Source organism: Gordonia amicalis, assembly GCF_022059885.1.
GTDB lineage: Bacteria > Actinomycetota > Actinomycetes > Mycobacteriales > Mycobacteriaceae > Gordonia > Gordonia amicalis.
The window spans coordinates 1,171,189-1,188,135 of the sequence record NZ_CP091855.1 but is presented as its reverse complement, the minus strand read 5'-3'; the positions used below and the strand labels follow the sequence as shown (position 1 = coordinate 1,188,135).

Sequence of the window (16,947 nt, the reverse complement as noted above, 5' to 3'; positions counted from 1 at the left end):
ACACCTCAGGCGGCAGGATTGGTTGCTCCCAACCGAACTCAGGCGAGCGCAGCGAGCCACGAACCACTCCCTGAGGCGCGTCCGAAGCCTGCGGAGCGGGTCCCCCCGCTCCCTGAGGAGCATCCGGAGCCTGCGGAAGACGCGTCACGAAGGGCATGCGGGAGCGGTAGCCCCCCAACGTCCCTCAGGCGGCGGGGGGGTCAGCGCGTCGGTGTGGGCCCCACGGAGTGATCTCCGTTGAGCCGCTTGCGGATCAGTTCGGCACTGATCAGGCACATCGGCAAGCCGATGCCCGGCCGGGTGCTCGACCCCGCGTAGTACAACCCCTCGACCTTGCGCGAGCGGTTCGTCGAACGCAGGAATGCGCTCTGGCGCAACGTGTGTGCCGGCCCCAGAGCCCCACCGCACCACGAGTTCACGTTGTCGACGAAGTCCGCGGGGCCGACGGTGCGTCGTACGACGACGCGGTCGGCGAGATCGGGGACACCGGACCACTGTCCGATCATCGCGATGGCGCGGTCGGCGACCTTCTCGATGTCGGGGTCGCCGCCACCGTCGACCCCACCGTGTCCCAGACCCGGATCGGGCGGGACCGGGACGAGGATGAAGACGTTCTCGTGACCGTCGGGGGCAACCGACTCGTCGGTCGCCGACGGCTTGCACACGTACAGCGATGCGGGATCGGGTACCCGCGTGGGTGTTTCGAAGATGGCGTCGAAGTTGGTCTTCCAGTCCTCGGTGAAGAACAGCGAGTGGTGGGCCAGTTCGGGCAGCTCACCGCTCACGCCGAGATAGGCCAGCACCGCACCCGGCCCCGAGGTCGCACGCTCCCAGTACCGCTGCGGGAAGGTCTGCAGGTCGTCGGGCAGCAGCTTCGTCTCGAGGTGGTGCAGGTCGGCCGCTCCGACCACGATGTCGGCGGGCACATCTCGCGTGGAACCTTCAGCCCCCTGAACGCGAACCCCGACGACCTCGGCGCGGCGCCGGCGTAGCCGACCTGGTCGCTTCCGCGTCAGCACGGCGGTCGCCGCCGTACCGGTGTGGATCACCACGCCGCGTTCGCGTGCGACGCGTTCGAGTGCGTCGACGAGAGTCGTGAAGCCGCCCTGCGGATATCGGACTCCGTCGGCGAGATCGAGCCAGCTCATCAGGTGGTACATCGACGGTGTCCGCTCCGGTGACGAACCGAGGAACACCGCCGGGTACCCGAGCACCTGCTGCAGGCGCCGATCGCTGAAGCGCGCGGAGATGAAGGACTGCAACGAGCGGGTCAGCAGTGACGCGAGGGTCGGCGCATGCCGCAGTACCGGCAGGCTCAGGAACGCGCGTACGGAGTCGAAGCTGGTGTACAGGAACCGTTCGACGGCGAGGTCATACGCCTGTCGCGCGGTCCGGAGGTAGGACTCGAGAGCCGCTCCGGCGCCCGGTTCGATCTGCTCGAACACCTCGCGGTTGCGCTCGAAGTCGCCGAAGATGTCGATCGGTGGTTCGTCGGATTCGTTGTCCCCGAAGAAGACTCGGTACCCCGGGTCGAGCCGGACGAGGTCGAGCTGTTCCTGTGTCGAGGTACCGAGCATCTCGAAGTAATGGTCGAAGACCTCCGGCATCAGCCACCACGACGGCCCGGTGTCGAACCGGAACCCGTCGGCGCTCCACAGCCCGGCGCGTCCACCGAGGTCGTCGTTCTTCTCGATCACCTCGACGTCGTGCCCGTCGTGGGCGAGCAGTGCGGCGGTGGCCAGTCCGGCGACACCGCCACCGATGACGACGATTCGTTTGCGTGCGTTCATGAGGTCAATCCCCTCGGTGTGCGCGGCATACCGCGGCGGGCGACGGCGGCGGCCGCGATCTTCGCCTTGCCGGCGTTGGGAACTCGGACGCGTTGCCTCCTGGCCTCGGCGGCCGAGGACTCCCGTAGGCGTGCGGTCAGTTCGGCGAAGAGGTCGTGTGCGGTGCAGACGGCGACCCGGCTGTTCGCCGGAAGGTACGGGATCGCCGCCGCGGCGGCGGTGAGATCGAGATCGATGTCGTCGAGCCACAGCGACCACGCCCCGTCATCGGGACGATCGGGGTCCAGGCCGACGAGGTATCGACGACCCAGTCCGTCACTGTCCTCACCGAAGTCCCGTAGGAAGTTGATCTTCTGGAACGCGGCGCCGAGACGACGCGCACCGGGCGCGAGGTGGTCGTAGCGTGCGGCGGCCTTGGGCTCCTCGGCCAGGAACGCCCGCAGGCACATCAGTCCGACGACCTCGGCGGAGCCGTAGATGTAGGCGGCGAGGCTCTCGAAGTCATGCTCGACCTGAGTGAGATCCGCACGCATCGACGAGAAGAACGGCGTCACGAGGTCCAGGTCGATCCCGGCGCGGCGCGCGGTCCGCGCAAAGGCGTGCACGACCAGGTTGCTGCTCGACCCGGTGATCATCGCCGCGGCGGTCTGTTCCTCGAGCTGATCGAGTTCGTTGCGCCGGTCCACCAGACCCTGCTCGGGCCGCGGTGCGTCGACGATCTCGTCGGCGACGCGGACGAGCGCGTAGATGTTGCGGACGTCGCGGCGGATCGCGGGGGTGAGCAGCCGGGAGGCGAGCCCGAAAGAACTCGAGTACGACCTGATCACCAGCGCCGCGCTCGCCTCGGCCACGGCGTCGTACCGACGATGTGGCGGGACCACTTCGGTATGACCGGGTAGATGCATCATCCGATGGCTCCTGCGGTGTGACGATGGGTATGTGAACGACGGGGCGACGACGGCGGGTACGCCGTGTCCGCTGGTCCCGACATCATGGATTCGACGCCCGTGCCGTCATCGGATGGGTCGAATCCACAAGCGCGCCGTCGACGAACCCGTGGGGATCGGGACCCGGGAGCTGCCGCACCTGGTCGGCGAACCAGGGACTCACCGCCCAGGGAGTGCGTGCCACCAGGTCCCACACATCCGGGACCTCGGCCCAGGCGTACTCGGCGACCTCATCCGGATTCGGCTCGAGCGATCCCACCGGCCGTGCGACGAACACGGGGCAGATCTCGTTCTCGACGATGCCGCTCGCATCGACGGCGCGGTACCGGAAGTCGGGCAGGATGCAGCGCACCTCGTCGACGTCGATCCCGAGCTCACGCTGCGCATACCGGTGCACGGCGTCGACGACGGACTCACCCGGACGCGGATGGCCACAGAACGAATTGGTCCACACTCCCGGCCAGCTGCGCTTGGACAGGGCCCGACGGGTCATGAGGATCCGGTTGCCGTCGACCAGGTGGCACGAGAACGCGAAGTGCAACGGGGTGTCGACGCCGTGCACGCCTTCGCGGTCGGCGGTACCACATGGTCGGCCGTCGGCATCGGCGAGAACCACCGAGTCGTTGGTCATCTGTTCCTCATCACAAGTCGAGATCGGGGGGCGAGCACAGGCTCACCCGATGTTCGGCACCGAGGCTCCGATCGGATGGGCCGCGGCTCGGGCCGGCGGGCGGGCGATCGGAGCCTCGGCGCACTCGCCTCGATGGTAGGCAGGTCCGGCCGATCAGTCCCGGTCGCCGAAACCGGCGGCACGCATCAGCGCACACCACGTGTCCACATAGGCATCGAGGTCGACGTCCCCGACGAGTGACTGCTGCACGACGATGCCCTGCATCACCGACACCATCGGCAAGGCCAGATCTGCCGGTTCACCAGGAAGTTCGTGACCGGCGTCGCGCCACCTGATCAGAACGCGCTCGAAGACCGCGCGCAGCCCCAGGACGATCTCGCGGACGATCTCGCGCAGCTCGGGGTTGTTGGCCGCCTCACCCCAGATGGTCATCACCATCCGGAAGTCGTCGGTCAGCGGCGCGATCTCGGCCATCACGTGCGCCGCGAGCACCCGGACGGCGTCCTCGGGCGACGCGGGAGCGCCGTCACCGTCGGCGAGGTCGCCGAGGCCCGCTTCGTATGCCTGGAAGACCGACCGTGCCACCGCGGCGATCAGTTGCTCCTTCGACGAGTAGTACGAGTAGACCGCCCCGGCGCTCAGGCCCGACTCCCGGATGACGTCGGACATCGACGCGCGATGGAAACCCTTCTCGGCGAAGCAGCTGCGCGCGGCGTCGAGGATCTGCCGGCTCCGCTCGAGCTTGCGTTCCTCGCTGATCTTCGGCATTCGACGAGTATAAAACGAATCTTCGTTCTTGATTGATCCTCAACCCGCGGTGCATAATTCTTAAAACGAGAGTTCGTTCTTTTTGGGAGGTCGCGATGACCACGTACATCGATCCGTCAGATCAACTGCCCCTCACCGAGAAGGGGCCGAAGCCCGCGCCTCACGGACCGTCCTGGCGACTTGTCGCCGTGCTCGTCCTCGCCATCCCGATCGTGGTCAGCACGATCGCCGCCATGTTCGTCTCCCTCGCGGTGGACCCCGAGCCGCACGACGTCCCGCTCGGCGTGGTCGCGCCGGCACGCGCCGCACAGGCCATCGAGTCCGCTCTGGCCGACCGGGCCGGAGACGACGCCTTCGTCGTCGAGCAGTTCGCCGACGCCGCCGCCGCCCGGAGTGCGATCGAGACCCGCGACATCGTCGGTGCCGTGACCGTCGGCCCGCAGGGCGTCACCGTCCTGACGGCCGAGGCGGGATCGCCGGCGCTGGCGCAGATCGTGGCCGGGGTCGGGACGGGCATCGCCACCGCGCAGTCGTTGCCGGTCACCACCGAGTCGGTGGTCGCACCGCCGTCGACCGATGCACGCGGCACCGGATTCGCGGCCGGTCTGCTCCCGCTGCTCATCGCGGGTATCGCACTCGGCGCATCGGCCGCGATCGCTCTCGCCGGGCAGGTGTGGATGCAGGCCACCGTCGTCCTGATCGGCCCACTGGTCGCCGGACTCGGTTTCGCGGCGGTCTGGTCGTGGCTGGGCGTGATCGACGGACGCGTGGTGCCGGTCGCCATGGCGCTGGCGCTTCTGATCGGCGCCATCTCCTGGTTCACCGCCGGTGCCGGCGCACTCCTCGGGACACCCGGCGTCGGTGTCGCGGCGATCCTGATGATGCTGATCTCCAACCCGCTCTCCGGGCTCGCATCCTCGCCATACCTGCTCCCCGCGCCGTGGGGAACGCTCGGCCAGTGGCTGCCGACTGGAGCGGGCGGCACCCTCACCCGGTCGGTCGCCTACTTCCCGGACGCCTCGACCGCCGGTCCGATGTGGATCCTGCTCGGCTGGATCGCCGCCGGCGCGGTCCTGCTCGCGCTCTCCGCCCTACGGCAGCGACGAGTCTGACTCGGGCGGACGCCCGCGGGTCTGCCGGAACACGGCGACGAACAGCTGGAGAAGGCCGATCATCGCCAGGATCGCACCGGTCGCGGCGATGGTCGCCGCCAGCGCGTCGGCATCGCTGTCGGACAGACCGATCTGCCACACGACGGTGGCCGCGACCATCGCGATGAAGGCGAGGATGACGCGCGACGGCCGCTCCCAGACCGTGACCCTGCCCGGGCCCGCCATCCCGGCCGCCTGGGCCGTCGCCCGGGTCCCCTCGAGGAACAGGGTCAGCACCGCGATCACCACCCCCATCCACGGCGGCGCACCGGCCATCACCACGATTCCCGCGAGGAAGATGTCCGACCAGCGATCGGCCATGGTGTCGAGAACCCGGCCCCATTGGGTCGCCGAACCGGTCTGGGCGGCGATGGCGCCGTCCACGCCGTCGAGGACCGCGGCGAGGAGGATGACGACGGCGGCCACTGCGAACCATCCGTGTCCGGCGAAGGTCACCGCGAAAGCGATCGCGGTGGCCAGGGCCCCGCCGACGGTGATCGCGTTCGGGGAGATGCCGAGGCGCGCGAGCGGCCGCGCACACGCGTTGCTGAGGAGGACCCACCGTTCGACCCAGAAGGATTCACGGGGATCGATTCCGCCGTGCAGCTCCGACCACGCGTCGAGCACGGTGTCCCGTTGAGACCGGCGTGCGAGTCGTCGGTCACCGGCGAGGCGACGCGGTTCAGCCGACACGGTCGTCGACCCGGGCGCCGTCGAGTGCGTGCCCGAGAGCCCATCCGACGATCACGAGCACGTGCAGGACGTAGAGCCAGAGTCCGACCGCCACCACTCCGCCGATGACGCGCAGGCCGCCGTAGGGGATACCGACATCGATCGGCAGGGACAGGAACAGCAGGAATCCCTGCGCGAATCCGGCGATGAACGACGCCGTGACGAGCGCGGTGACCCCGGCGATCGCCAGGCTCGGACGGCCTGGGGTCACTTTCCAGTACACCCACGTCAATGCCACCGCGAGGCTCAGCCAGACGGTGACGAATCCGACGACCACGCGGGTCGCGAGGTCCCAGAAACCTCCGGAGCCGCCGCCGTCGGGCGCCAGTCCCGTGATCGACCCGCCGACCGTGACCGCGATGTGCGCCAGCGTCGGGACCAGGGCGAACAGCGCGAGGATCGACAACCGGGATCGCCACCCGGTGAAGCGATCCCGTTTCGGATAGAAGGTCAGGCAGGCCCGGCGTAGGCCTTCTCCGTAGAACGATGCCGGGAAGAGGAGTACGAGGGCGCTCAGCACGGACAGTCCGGTGCCGATCACGACCGCCTCGTCGAAGACCGCGCGACCGCCCATGTCGGGTGGGATGAGCACGTCGAGACCCAGCCATGTGCTCTCCGCCGACGACGCCCCGCGAATCCACGTCGTCGACCAGATGGCCAGCAACACCCAGGGCACCACGGCGATCGCGGCGTAGTAGGTCAGTGCCGCCGCGGCGACCGCGAGGTCGCCGCGGGCGAGGATGGCCCGCGTGTCGGACACCACCGCACGCACATCGAACGACCGCGGCCCCGGCACGCGAGTCGCCGGCGGGGCGGAGGAACTGAGGGTCACCCTCTCCGGTGTACCGGACAAAGGTCTCGACTAGGCATGTTGCGGATGCCCAATCACCGGCACCGATGTCACAGCGAGGTCACACCGACGCGAAGAGCGCGATCGCCATCCCGATCATGAGACCGCCACGACGGCGTCGAGGATCTTCCACGCGCGCGGGCTGGCGAAGAAGCGCGACAGGCGCCGGGCCCCTCCCCCGAGCGCGGTGAACCACAGGATGCTGGCCAGACACGCGCCGATGGCGAAGGCCCACTTGCCGTTTCCGTGACCGTTGGCGATCGCACCCATGGTCAGGACGGTGTCGAGGTAGACGTGTGGATTGAGCCACGTGAGCGCCAGCGCGGTGCCGACGGCGACCCACCGGCCGGCCGATTCGGCCTCTTCGGCGTTCGCGGAGATGGCCTCGTTGCTGCGGAGGCAGCGTTTGGCGGCGAGCAGTCCGAGCCCGAGCACATAAAGACCGCCGACCATCTTGGCGACGGTGATCACCTGAGGGTGGGCGGCGACGATCGCGCCGAGTCCCGCCACTCCCGCGACGATCAGCACGACGTCGGAGATCGCGCACACGGCCACGATCGACCCCGTGTGCCGGCGCGCCACGCCCTGCCGGAGGACGAAGACGTTCTGCGGACCGATCGCCACGATCAGGCCCGCACCGGTGAGCAGCCCGGCGATCGCGGGGAGGAGGTAGCTGGACACCCTGCGAACGTTATGACCGTCGCTTCGATCAGTACAGCGAATGTTTCTAAAGAATCATCAGCTGTTCTTCATCTAGCGTGGTCGCATGGACATCAGCCAGGAAGGTCTGCGCACGCTGGCCGCAGTCCTGCGTGAAGGGACGTTCGACGCGGCGGCGTCGTCGCTGCACATCACGCCCTCGGCGGTCAGTCAGCGGATCAAGACGCTGGAATCCGCGGTCGGCCGGGTGGTGCTGCGCCGGACCAAACCGGCTTCGGCGACCCCCGACGGCGAGGTGTTGGTTCGCCTGGCCAGGCAGTGGGAACTGTTGCTCGCCGAGACGCGCGCCGAGTTCATCGGCGAACCCGACCACGACGATGCCCCGGTCTCCGCACGGCCCCGGGTTCATCTCCCCATCGCGACGAATGCGGACTCGCTGGCGACCTGGTTGCTTCCGGTTCTTGCCCGGTTCCACCGGGACCACGCGGTGGCGGTCGAGGTGTTCCGCGACGACGAGACGCGCAGCGGCGCTCTGCTGAAGTCGGGTGACGTACTCGCCGCGGTGACGTCGGAACCGCTGGCCGTGCGTGGCTGCACCCTCCACCCGCTCGGCAGCCTGCGGTATCTGCCCGTCGCGACACCAGAATTCATCGAGACCTGGCTGCCGGACGGTCTCGACGCCGAGGCGTTGTCCAGAGCCCCGATGGTCCAGTTCGATCGCAACGACCACATCCAGCTGAACATGGTGGCCGCGTTGGCCGGCCGCGCCGTCGACCCACCCGCCGCCTATATCCCGGCCTCCACGGAGTACCACCGCGCGGTCTCCCTCGGAATCGGCTGGGGCGCAGTACCCGCCGTCCAGATCCGCGATGCCCTCGACGACGGCCGGGTGCGGATGATCGCCGACCACCACCTCGACGTCCCGCTCTACTGGCAGTACTGGAAACTCAGTTCCCCTCTGCTACACCATCTCACGGACCTGGTGGTCGCAGGCGCCGCGGAGGTGCTGCGGTGACCCGCGACGTCGGCGGACTGGTCAGTCGTTGACCGGCACCAGCTTCGGCGGCGTCTCGTCGACGAGCGGGTGCTCGATCTCGTCGCGCCACATGCGGGCCGCGAAGTAGAACGCCCACGCGATCGGCACCGGCAGGAGACCGGCCAGGACGAACGTCGCGGTCAACCCGATCGCCGACGAGACCGGAGCGGCGATCGCCATCGACACCGGCATCAGCGCGACCGACACGAAGAAGTCGAGACTTGCTATTCGGCCGAGCAGTGGCGGCGGGGCACGACGCTGAAGCAGCGTCCCCCACAACACCATCGGGCCGTCGAACAGGACTCCCATACCGAAGCCGGCCGCGACGAACAGCCAGGTCGAATCGGCGACCCCCATCAGGACGAGCGGCACGCTCGAGAACGACCACACCCCGAACATGACCGTCAGATACCGCCGGGGCATCGGCAGCGACGCGAACACCAACGACGTGACAGCCGCCCCGATACCGAACCCGGCCAGCACCCACGCATGCTGCGAAGCGCCACCCTCGACGCGCTCACGCAGGGCAAAGGGCACGAGCACCTCGATCGGACCCAGGGTCGCCAGCACCAGGACACAGGCGAAGAACAGCGTCCCCCACAGCCACGGCGTGCGGATCATGTACACGAAGCCCCCGACGAGGTCGACGACCACACCGCCAACGCCTGCGCCGGTGCGCACGATCTCCGACTCGGAACTCGCCGGTTCGCCCAGTCGTCGCGACGTCACCGGAGCCATCACCAGATAACAGAACCCCGACGCGATGGACGCGATCGCGGCCAGCACGACCGCCTGCCCCGGCGCGGTGGCCCCGATGACGGCCCCGGCCACCATCGGGCCGACCGCCTGGAAAACCACCGGGCGGAAGAAACCCTCGATACCGTTCGCCGCCTGCAGTTCCGACGACGAGACCACACCGGGCAGCAGCGCCGAGTATGCCGGGTAGTACATGCCCATCGTGGCGCCCGCGAGCAGCGATGCCACCACGACCATCCAGAGATCGAGAACGCCGGCCACGGACGCCACACCCACGGCGCCGAACGCCACCATCTTGGTGACCTCGAGGCCGATCATGATGTGGCGCTGCGAGATCCGGTCGGCCAGCACACCGCCGGCGAGGGTCGAGACGAGCATCCCGACCGCTGCTATCCCGGTCGCCAGCGACACCTGTCCCGGTCCGCCACCGAGGGCGATGACCTGCCAGATCACCGCGATCGTCCAGATCCCGTCACCGAACATCGCCAGGATCAAACCCGACGCCAGCAGCCGGTACTGCCGTCGCGCCAGGGGCTTCAAGGCGCGCGGCAGACGGGTGTCGACGTCGGTGCTCACCCCTCGAGCTTGCCGGACGCCGACGTTCTCAGGCCAGCGAATTTCCGCCGGAGAGCGCGATCAGCTCGCCCGGCGGGAGGCCTTCTTGGCGGGCGCCTTCTTCGCCGTGCTCTTGGAGCCCGACGATCCAGAGCTGCTCTTCGAGGCCGCCTTCTTGGCGGGAGCCTTCTTCGCCGCGGCCTTCTTGGCGGGTGCCTTCTTGGCAGCCTTCTTCGCGGCCTTCTTCGCGGCCGTGTCCTTCTTCTCGGCCTCGTCCTCGTCGGAAGCCCCGCGGTCCTTCACCGAGGCACGCAGAGCGGCAAGCAGATCGGCGACCTCGGAATCCTCCTCGCCGGGCTTCTCCTCCTCCGACTCGGGGAACGCCTCGCTGCCCTCGGCTTTCGCCTCGATGAGTTTGGCCAGCTCGTTCTGATAGGTGTCCTCGAACTCGGACGGATCGTAGTCGGAGGCCATCGACTCGATCAGCGACGCCGCCATCTTCAGTTCCTGGTCGCGGATCTCGGTGTCCTCGTCGAGAAAACCGAAGTCGGGTTTGCGAACTTCATCCGGCCACAGGAGTGTCTGCAGGGTCATGACGCCGTCGACGACGCGCAGCGCCGCGACCCGCGTGCGGTTCCGCAGGGTGAACGTCGCGATCGCCAGGCGGTCGGTTTCCTCGAGCGCCTTGGCCAACAGCACGTAGGCCTTGGGCGACTTCGACGACGGCTCCAGGTAATAGGGCTTGTCGAAGTAGATCGGATCGACCTGTTCGACCGGCACGAACTCGAGGATCGAGATCTCCGGGCTCTTCTGCACCGGCAGCGTCGACAGGTCGTCCTTGGTCAGGATCACCGTCTCGCCCGATTCCGATTCGTAGGCGTTGGCGATGTCGGAGTAGTCGACCTCGGTGTCGGTTCCCTCGCGCACGCGCCGGTATCGGATGCGGGTGCCGTCGGAGGAGTCGACCTGGTAGGACTTGCGGTCGTGACTCTCCGTCGCGGAATAGACCTTGACCGGTACATTCACCAGGCCAAAGCTGAGATCGCCCTTCCAGATCGAGCGCATGTCGGCCATTGTGCCAGGAGTTCGTGTGCGACGTCGGCAACCAGACGCAAACGCCTCCGTGGAGACACCCGCGCCGATCGACGAGCCTTCGGCTCTGCGGTGTGGACAATGGGGTGATGGCAGGCGGAGAGATCCTGGAGGTCGACGGCCGCCGGATCTCGATCACCAATCTCTCCAAGGTGCTCTATCCGGCGACCGGGACACGCAAATACGACGTCATCGACTACTACTCGCGCATCGCCGAGGTGATGCTGCCGCACCTGCGGAACCGCATCGTCACCCGCAAACGCTGGCCCAACGGTGTCGAGTCGACGCCGTTCTTCGAGAAGGATCTGCCCGACAGCGCGCCCGACTGGGTTCGCCGCCATGGCATCCAGCACAGCGAGCGGGTCATCGAATACGCGCTCGCCGAGGATCGCGCCACGCTCGTCTGGCTGGCCCAGATGGCTGCGCTCGAGATCCACGTCCCGCAGTGGCGGCTGCCGATCGGCCCCGACGGCGAACGCATGGCCAACCGGATCGTCTTCGACCTCGACCCCGGTCCGCGTGTCCCCCTGCACGAGACCGCGGCCGTGGCGGTGGAGATCCGGAACTGGCTGGGCGGCACCACCACGTACCCGGTGACCAGCGGCGGCAAGGGTATTCACATCTACGCCCGGCTGCCCAAACCGGTGAGCTCGGAAGCCGCCCGGAAGGTCGCCCGTGAGGTGGCCGACGAGTTCGCCCGGCAGCACAGTGATTTCATCACCGCCAACATGTCGAAGAAGATCCGCGACGACAAGGTCTTCATCGACTGGAGCCAGAACAACGCCTCGAAGACCACCCTGTCGCCGTATTCGCTGCGCGGACGCGAACAACCGTGGGTCGCCGCGCCCCGTACATGGGATGAGATCGAGGACCCCACGATCGCCCAGTTGCTCTACACCGAGGTCCTCGACCGAGTGGCCGACGTCGGCGATCTCCTGGCCGGTCTCGACGCTCCGTACGACGACGATCCGGCCACCGCCTCGGACGACGTCGTCGGTTCCTCCGACACCGGTGACGATCTCGCCGACCCGGACACGTTGCGGGAGAACATCACCTCCGACGACCATCACGGCGCCGGCGACGACCACGCGGAGGAGACGCGGTCGGGTCAGATCATCAATCTGCGTGAGTACCGTCGCAAACGCGACGAGTCGAAGACGCCGGAACCCTTCGGCGACGAGAACCATCGGCAACGCCTCCGGGAAGCGGAGGACGAGGTGGACGAGGATCATCCGGAATCCGCGCCCCGCGCACCGATCTTCGTCATCCAGGAGCACCACGCACGGCGACTCCACTACGACTTCCGTCTCGAACACGACGGCGTGCTGGTCTCGTGGGCGGTGCCGAAGAACCTCCCCACCGATCCGGACCAGAACCGACTCGCGGTCCAGACCGAGGACCATCCGATGGACTATGCCGAGTTCGAGGGCGACATCCCGGCCGGAGAATACGGCGGTGGTCACGTATCGATCTGGGACAAAGGCACTTTCGAGCTGGAGAAGTGGCGGGACAAAGAGGTCATCGTCCGCCTGCACGGCGAGCGGCTCCAGGGCCGGTACGCACTGATCCGCACCGGTGACAAGAACTGGCTCGCCCACCTGATGACCGACGAGCCGCGCCCCATCGTTCCCGACAGTCTCACCGATCCGAGACCGATGCTCGCCACCGACGAGCCGATCGACAAGCTCAACGGGCGCGACTGGGCGTTCGAGGGCAAATGGGACGGTTATCGACTCCTGGTGCGCTCGATCGGCGGCGAGTTCCGGCTGACGTCCCGCTCGGGGATCGACATGACGAACGATTTTCCCGAATTCGCTAGCATCACCGACGATCTCGGGCTCATGGATGTGGTGCTCGACGGCGAGGCGGTGGCCATCGACTCCACCGGCCGAACCAACTTCACGCTGTTCACCTCACGTAGGCACACCGAGGAGCCGTACACACTCAAGCTGCACCTGTTCGACATCCTGTATCTGAACGGGACGTCGTTGCTACGCAAACCGTGGTCCGTACGGCGCGAGATCCTCGAGGAACTCGCGCCGGCCTTTCGTCGCTCGACGTACATCGATGTGCCGCCGTTGCTTCCGACGCCGGCAAGTGCGGCGATCGAGTACAGCCGCGAACACAACATGGAAGGTGTTGTCGCCAAACGCCGTGACTCGGTCTATCAACAGGGCCGACGCTCCACCAAGTGGCTCAAGCACAAGAACTGGAGCGACATCGAGGTGGTGGTCGGCGGATATCGTCCCGGGCGCGGCAACCGGTCGCACACCATCGGATCGCTTCTGCTCGGGCTGCCCGAGGAGACCGGACTGCGCTACGTGGGCCGCGTCGGAACCGGATTCACCGACGCGCAGTTGCGCTCTCTCGCCGAGGAACTCGAACCGCTGAAGATCTCGCGGTCCCCATTCCTCGAGAAACTCGACCGTCCCATCGCGTCGAGCGCGGTCTGGGTTCTGCCCAAGATCGTCGGCGAGGTGCGCTTCATGGACTGGACCACCGCCGGCCACCTTCGCCACCCGAGCTGGCGCGGTATCCGTCGGGACAAGTTGCCTGGGGACCTGTGACCACCCACCTCCGAGAACCAACCAAGACCCGGACTCCCACACCGCCGAGCACAGGAGGATCAATGGAGTCATCCGCAGTCCACGGCGAGACGATCACGGTCCCCGCAGCCTACGGCGACACCGAGATGTATGTGACCCGGCCGGCAGCCGCGGACGAGTCGCCGCTCCCCGGCGTCCTGTTCATCACCGATGTGATCGGACTCCGCCCGCGCACCCGCGCGATGGCCGACCGCATCGCGTCGTGGGGTCACGTCGTCGCGGTGCCGCATCTCTTCTACCGGTACGGCACCGCCGACGAGTGGGCCCCAGCCGACGATCCGCTGCTGCCCGGGGCTCTCGGGGCATTCTTCCGGGCGGCGATGCCCCGCGCGTCGACTCTCACATTCGACGTCGCCCGCGCCGACCTCGTCTCCTACCTCGAGGCCCTGCGCTCGGTGCGCGGTGTCTCGTCCGGCCCGATCGGCGTCACCGGCTACTGCATGGGCGGCCGGCTGGCGCTGAACCTGGCGGCCGCGCGTCCCGCCGAGGTCGCCGCCGTCGGGATCTTCCACACCGGCAACCTCGTGACCGAGGACTCCGACAGCCCTCACCTCCATCTCGTCGACATCGACGCGTTCGTACTGGCCGTCCACGCCGACAAGGATCGCTCGCTCCCCCGCACCGCCATCGCCCGATTCGAGCACGCACTCATCTCGAGTGGGGTCACCCATTCGGCGACCGTCTACCCGGGGGCCGAACACGGGTACACGATGTCCGACATCCCCGCCTACCACCACGAGGCCTGCGAACACCATTTCACCGAGCTGGAGGCGCTGTTCCGGCGAACCCTCACCACCTGAACGCCGGCCGGGACCAGTGCGCCATCAGACCTACCGGCCGGTCAGACGAATGAGCCACACCAACGCGAGCGGAGTGTGTTTCGACTCGTGGCGCCACCGTGGTGCGGGTCGCAGCCGGGCCTAGGACTAGCCTCGTGGGAGTCAGTGACCGTGACAGGAGCTCTTCGTGTTCGTTGTCGCCCACATCAGCGACCTTCATTTCAACGGGACGCGGTTCAACCGAAGCCGCATCCAGTCGACGCTGAGCTACATCAACGCGCGGGCAGCCGGAATCGACGCTCTGCTGGTCACCGGTGACATCGCCGACGAAGGTGTGCCGAGTGAGTACCGAGAGGCCTTCGGCGTTCTCCAGAGTCCCTTGCCGATGCTCATCACCGCCGGCAACCACGACGTCCGCGAACCGTTCAGTGCCACACTGCTCGGCGCCGAGACCTCCGGACCGATCAACCACGCCCGACGCGTCGGCGACGTGTTGTTCCTGATGTGCGACAGCTCGATCCCCGGACGCAACGACGGCTACATCGACGACCAGACGCTCACCTGGATGTCGGCTCGACTTGAGGCGGAGGACCCGCAGACGCCCGTCTTCATCGCCTTCCATCACCCGCCCGTCGAGCTGCACATGCCGTTCATGGATTCGATCCGGCAGACCGGTGAGGAGCGTCTGGTCCCCCTCGTCGAACGCCACCCGAACATCGTCGCGTTCCTGTGCGGCCACGCACACACGCCCGCGGTGACCCGATTCGCCGACCGCCCACTGTGCGTCGCTCCGGGCGTCGCGTCGACGCTGAACCTCCCGTTCGAGGGCAACGAGGTCGTCAACCGCGGCCAGCCGCCCGGTATCGCCTTCCACATCTACGACAAGGGGCGACTCGTCACCCACTACCGATCGGTCATGTTCTGACCGAACTCCGTTCGGGGATGTTCTGACCGAACTCAGCCCTCGGTCCCCGAACCGATGGCCGACGATCCGGCGTCGAGCAACTGCTTGAGGACCTGGCCACCGATGTCGGCGAGCAGACCGGGGCCGGGATCGGGGAGGTTCTGCGGGAGCACTCCGGGCTGGTGGGTCGTGGGGATTCGCGCAGCCCGGGTGGCTTCGAGCCGGATACCCCGCGTCTGACCCTTGGTCAGCGGAGTGAGGTACTTGCTGAGATCGGTGGCGGTGGTGAGGGTTCCGACGACCCGCAGTCCGGTCGCCCCGAAGTCCGCGGCTCCGCGGCGGATGTGGTTGGGCGAGGTGACCAGGACGATGTCGCGAATGCCTTTCGCACGCAGGATCTCCGACGTGTTCTGCGCGTTGGCGACGGTCGACCCCGACTTGTCCTCGGTCAGGATGCGCGTGGCGGCGACGCCGTTGTCGATCAGCCAGGTCTTCATGGCGGCGGCCTCGGTGATGCCGTTCTTGGGCACCCCGCCGGTCACGACGATCGGTGCAGCCGTGGTGATCTCGGCCTGCGACTTGCCCGCCGACACCCGATTCACCAACTCCGGAGCCATTTTTCCGTTGGCATCCAGGCCGAATCCGAGAACGACGATCGCGACCCGCCCGGCAACCGGCTTGGGCGTGGTGTCCGGCACGATCCGCGCAGCCGTGGCGACCCCGGAGATCACGTTGCGTGCCGTGGTGGCCAAGAGCGGATTCAGCACACGCAAGCGACTCAGGGCGGCATTGCTGACCGAGGCATCGTCGATCTGATCGGCCCAGATCGCTTGCAGTGCAAGCGCATCGGTGTCTGCGGGCGCAATCGTCAGCGCCTGCTGCAGGGACGCGAGCCCGCCGGCCACGTCCCCGTTGGCGAACTTCGACTGCGCGTCGTTGTACAACCCGGCCGGGTCGACGGCGTCCGCCACCGTCACCACACTCGCCCCGTCGGCGGGGAGCGACCCGACGGCCACACCGCCGAGCGCGGCAACCGCGATGGTGGCGGCAGCCGCCAGCCGAAAGCGCTTCACTCTGGTAACACCAGTCACTCGCGTAACAGTACGAGAGATGCGCAACGGCCCCGCACCCGTCCGATTCCAGATCGATAACGGGTGCGGGGCCGGTCAGGAGCGTGCCGCGGTCGGCGATCAGCGGCGCAGGCCGGCGACCTTCAGCAGTTCCGGGCGACGCAGGACCAGTCCGATCCACATCAGGACGCCGAGGTAGACCGCGAACAACACCGTACTGAAGAGCGGTTCCTCGATCCGCATGTTCGCGGTGACCGCGCCGCCGAGGTAGGCGGTGATGCCGAGCGCGCCCAACACGGCGGTCCGCGGGATCGCATACACGACAAGGCAGATGAGCAACACGATGCCCATGACGATGGCCTGGTCGGAGTCGAAGCCGAGCTTCTCCGTGCCGTCGACCACCGACTGCGGTCGGGTCAGCTTGCCCACGACGTCGAACGCAAGGAATGCGCCGACGAGCACGCTGATCACGATCCCGGTGATGCGGCGCCGGTTTCGGCCCCGGCTGGTGTCGGACGAACGCGTTATGGTGGTGGTGTCGGTGGTCATGTTGTTCTCCCTTGTGGACGAGCGGTCTGGTTGTCGTGCAGGGATAGACACCGCTCGTGCGGAAAACTCAT

At 67.6% G+C, this 16,947-nt stretch carries 15 protein-coding genes and 1 pseudogene; 5 read left to right on the top strand and 11 right to left on the bottom strand.

Annotation, left to right across the window (positions count from 1 at the left end):
* Nucleotides 1-200 precede the first annotated feature (200 nt).
* From crtI to IHQ52_RS05415, 4 genes are all read right to left on the bottom strand, one after another.
* The gene (crtI, locus tag IHQ52_RS05430; RefSeq protein WP_006436619.1) at nucleotides 201-1,790 is read right to left on the bottom strand and encodes a phytoene desaturase family protein; all 1,590 of its coding nucleotides are present in this window, start codon (nucleotides 1,788-1,790) and stop codon (nucleotides 201-203) included.
* Entirely contained in the window at nucleotides 1,787-2,698 is a 912-nt protein-coding gene (locus IHQ52_RS05425; protein ID WP_006436618.1) for a phytoene/squalene synthase family protein, read from the bottom strand. The genes crtI and IHQ52_RS05425 overlap by 4 nt, the downstream gene beginning before the upstream one ends.
* Before the next feature lie 82 nt (nucleotides 2,699-2,780).
* Nucleotides 2,781-3,368: an isopentenyl-diphosphate Delta-isomerase gene (idi, locus tag IHQ52_RS05420; protein ID WP_006436617.1), complete on the bottom strand. Its 588-nt coding sequence runs from the start codon at nucleotides 3,366-3,368 to the stop codon at nucleotides 2,781-2,783.
* 153 nt (nucleotides 3,369-3,521) lie between these two features.
* On the bottom strand, nucleotides 3,522-4,136 hold the full coding sequence (locus IHQ52_RS05415; protein WP_006436616.1) for a TetR/AcrR family transcriptional regulator: 615 nt from the start codon (nucleotides 4,134-4,136) through the stop codon (nucleotides 3,522-3,524).
* 95 nt (nucleotides 4,137-4,231) lie between these two features.
* Here IHQ52_RS05415 and IHQ52_RS05410 point away from each other — a divergent pair, with 95 nt between their 5' ends.
* Nucleotides 4,232-5,248, top strand: a complete 1,017-nt coding sequence (locus IHQ52_RS05410) for a hypothetical protein (RefSeq protein ID WP_006436615.1) — start codon at nucleotides 4,232-4,234, stop codon at nucleotides 5,246-5,248.
* On the opposite strand, the gene IHQ52_RS05405 is transcribed toward IHQ52_RS05410, so the two are convergent.
* The 3 genes and pseudogenes from IHQ52_RS05405 to IHQ52_RS05395 form a co-directional block, all read right to left on the bottom strand.
* Complete coding sequence (locus tag IHQ52_RS05405) at nucleotides 5,228-5,914, bottom strand: CDP-alcohol phosphatidyltransferase family protein (RefSeq protein WP_006436614.1); 687 nt, start codon at nucleotides 5,912-5,914, stop codon at nucleotides 5,228-5,230. The genes IHQ52_RS05410 and IHQ52_RS05405 overlap by 21 nt on opposite strands.
* A 55-nt stretch (nucleotides 5,915-5,969) precedes the next feature.
* Nucleotides 5,970-6,851, bottom strand: a complete 882-nt coding sequence (locus tag IHQ52_RS05400; RefSeq protein WP_006436613.1) for a YhjD/YihY/BrkB family envelope integrity protein — start codon at nucleotides 6,849-6,851, stop codon at nucleotides 5,970-5,972.
* Nucleotides 6,852-6,930: 79 nt separating this feature from the next.
* Nucleotides 6,931-7,550: pseudogene (locus tag IHQ52_RS05395) on the bottom strand (LysE/ArgO family amino acid transporter).
* An 85-nt stretch (nucleotides 7,551-7,635) separates the two neighbouring features.
* Between IHQ52_RS05395 and IHQ52_RS05390 the strand changes: the two are divergent.
* The gene (locus IHQ52_RS05390; RefSeq protein WP_006436611.1) at nucleotides 7,636-8,544 is read left to right on the top strand and encodes a LysR family transcriptional regulator ArgP; all 909 of its coding nucleotides are present in this window, start codon (nucleotides 7,636-7,638) and stop codon (nucleotides 8,542-8,544) included.
* A gap of 21 nt (nucleotides 8,545-8,565) precedes the next feature.
* On the opposite strand, the gene IHQ52_RS05385 is transcribed toward IHQ52_RS05390, so the two are convergent.
* Nucleotides 8,566-9,897: an MFS transporter gene (locus IHQ52_RS05385; RefSeq protein WP_006436610.1), complete on the bottom strand. Its 1,332-nt coding sequence runs from the start codon at nucleotides 9,895-9,897 to the stop codon at nucleotides 8,566-8,568.
* A 60-nt stretch (nucleotides 9,898-9,957) separates the two neighbouring features.
* A complete protein-coding gene (gene ku / locus IHQ52_RS05380; protein ID WP_445614945.1) occupies nucleotides 9,958-10,941 on the bottom strand; it encodes a non-homologous end joining protein Ku in 984 nt (327 codons plus the stop codon).
* A gap of 116 nt (nucleotides 10,942-11,057) precedes the next feature.
* Between ku and IHQ52_RS05375 the strand changes: the two genes are divergently transcribed.
* The 3 genes from IHQ52_RS05375 to IHQ52_RS05365 all read left to right on the top strand — a co-directional run bounded on the left by IHQ52_RS05375 (nucleotide 11,058) and on the right by IHQ52_RS05365 (nucleotide 15,278).
* Nucleotides 11,058-13,535 carry an ATP-dependent DNA ligase gene (locus IHQ52_RS05375; RefSeq protein ID WP_006436608.1) on the top strand — a complete coding sequence of 826 codons (2,478 nt, stop codon included), beginning with the start codon at nucleotides 11,058-11,060 and terminating at the stop codon, nucleotides 13,533-13,535.
* 62 nt (nucleotides 13,536-13,597) lie between these two features.
* A complete protein-coding gene (locus IHQ52_RS05370; protein ID WP_006436607.1) occupies nucleotides 13,598-14,374 on the top strand; it encodes a dienelactone hydrolase family protein in 777 nt (258 codons plus the stop codon).
* Between the two features lie 166 nt (nucleotides 14,375-14,540).
* Nucleotides 14,541-15,278 carry a metallophosphoesterase family protein gene (locus IHQ52_RS05365; protein WP_006436606.1) on the top strand — a complete coding sequence of 246 codons (738 nt, stop codon included), beginning with the start codon at nucleotides 14,541-14,543 and terminating at the stop codon, nucleotides 15,276-15,278.
* Between the two features lie 32 nt (nucleotides 15,279-15,310).
* Here IHQ52_RS05365 and IHQ52_RS05360 read toward each other — a convergent pair whose 3' ends face one another.
* A complete protein-coding gene (locus IHQ52_RS05360; protein ID WP_006436605.1) occupies nucleotides 15,311-16,330 on the bottom strand; it encodes a YdcF family protein in 1,020 nt (339 codons plus the stop codon).
* A 117-nt stretch (nucleotides 16,331-16,447) separates the two neighbouring features.
* Complete coding sequence (locus IHQ52_RS05355) at nucleotides 16,448-16,876, bottom strand: DoxX family protein (RefSeq protein WP_006436604.1); 429 nt, start codon at nucleotides 16,874-16,876, stop codon at nucleotides 16,448-16,450.
* Nucleotides 16,877-16,947 lie beyond the last annotated feature (71 nt).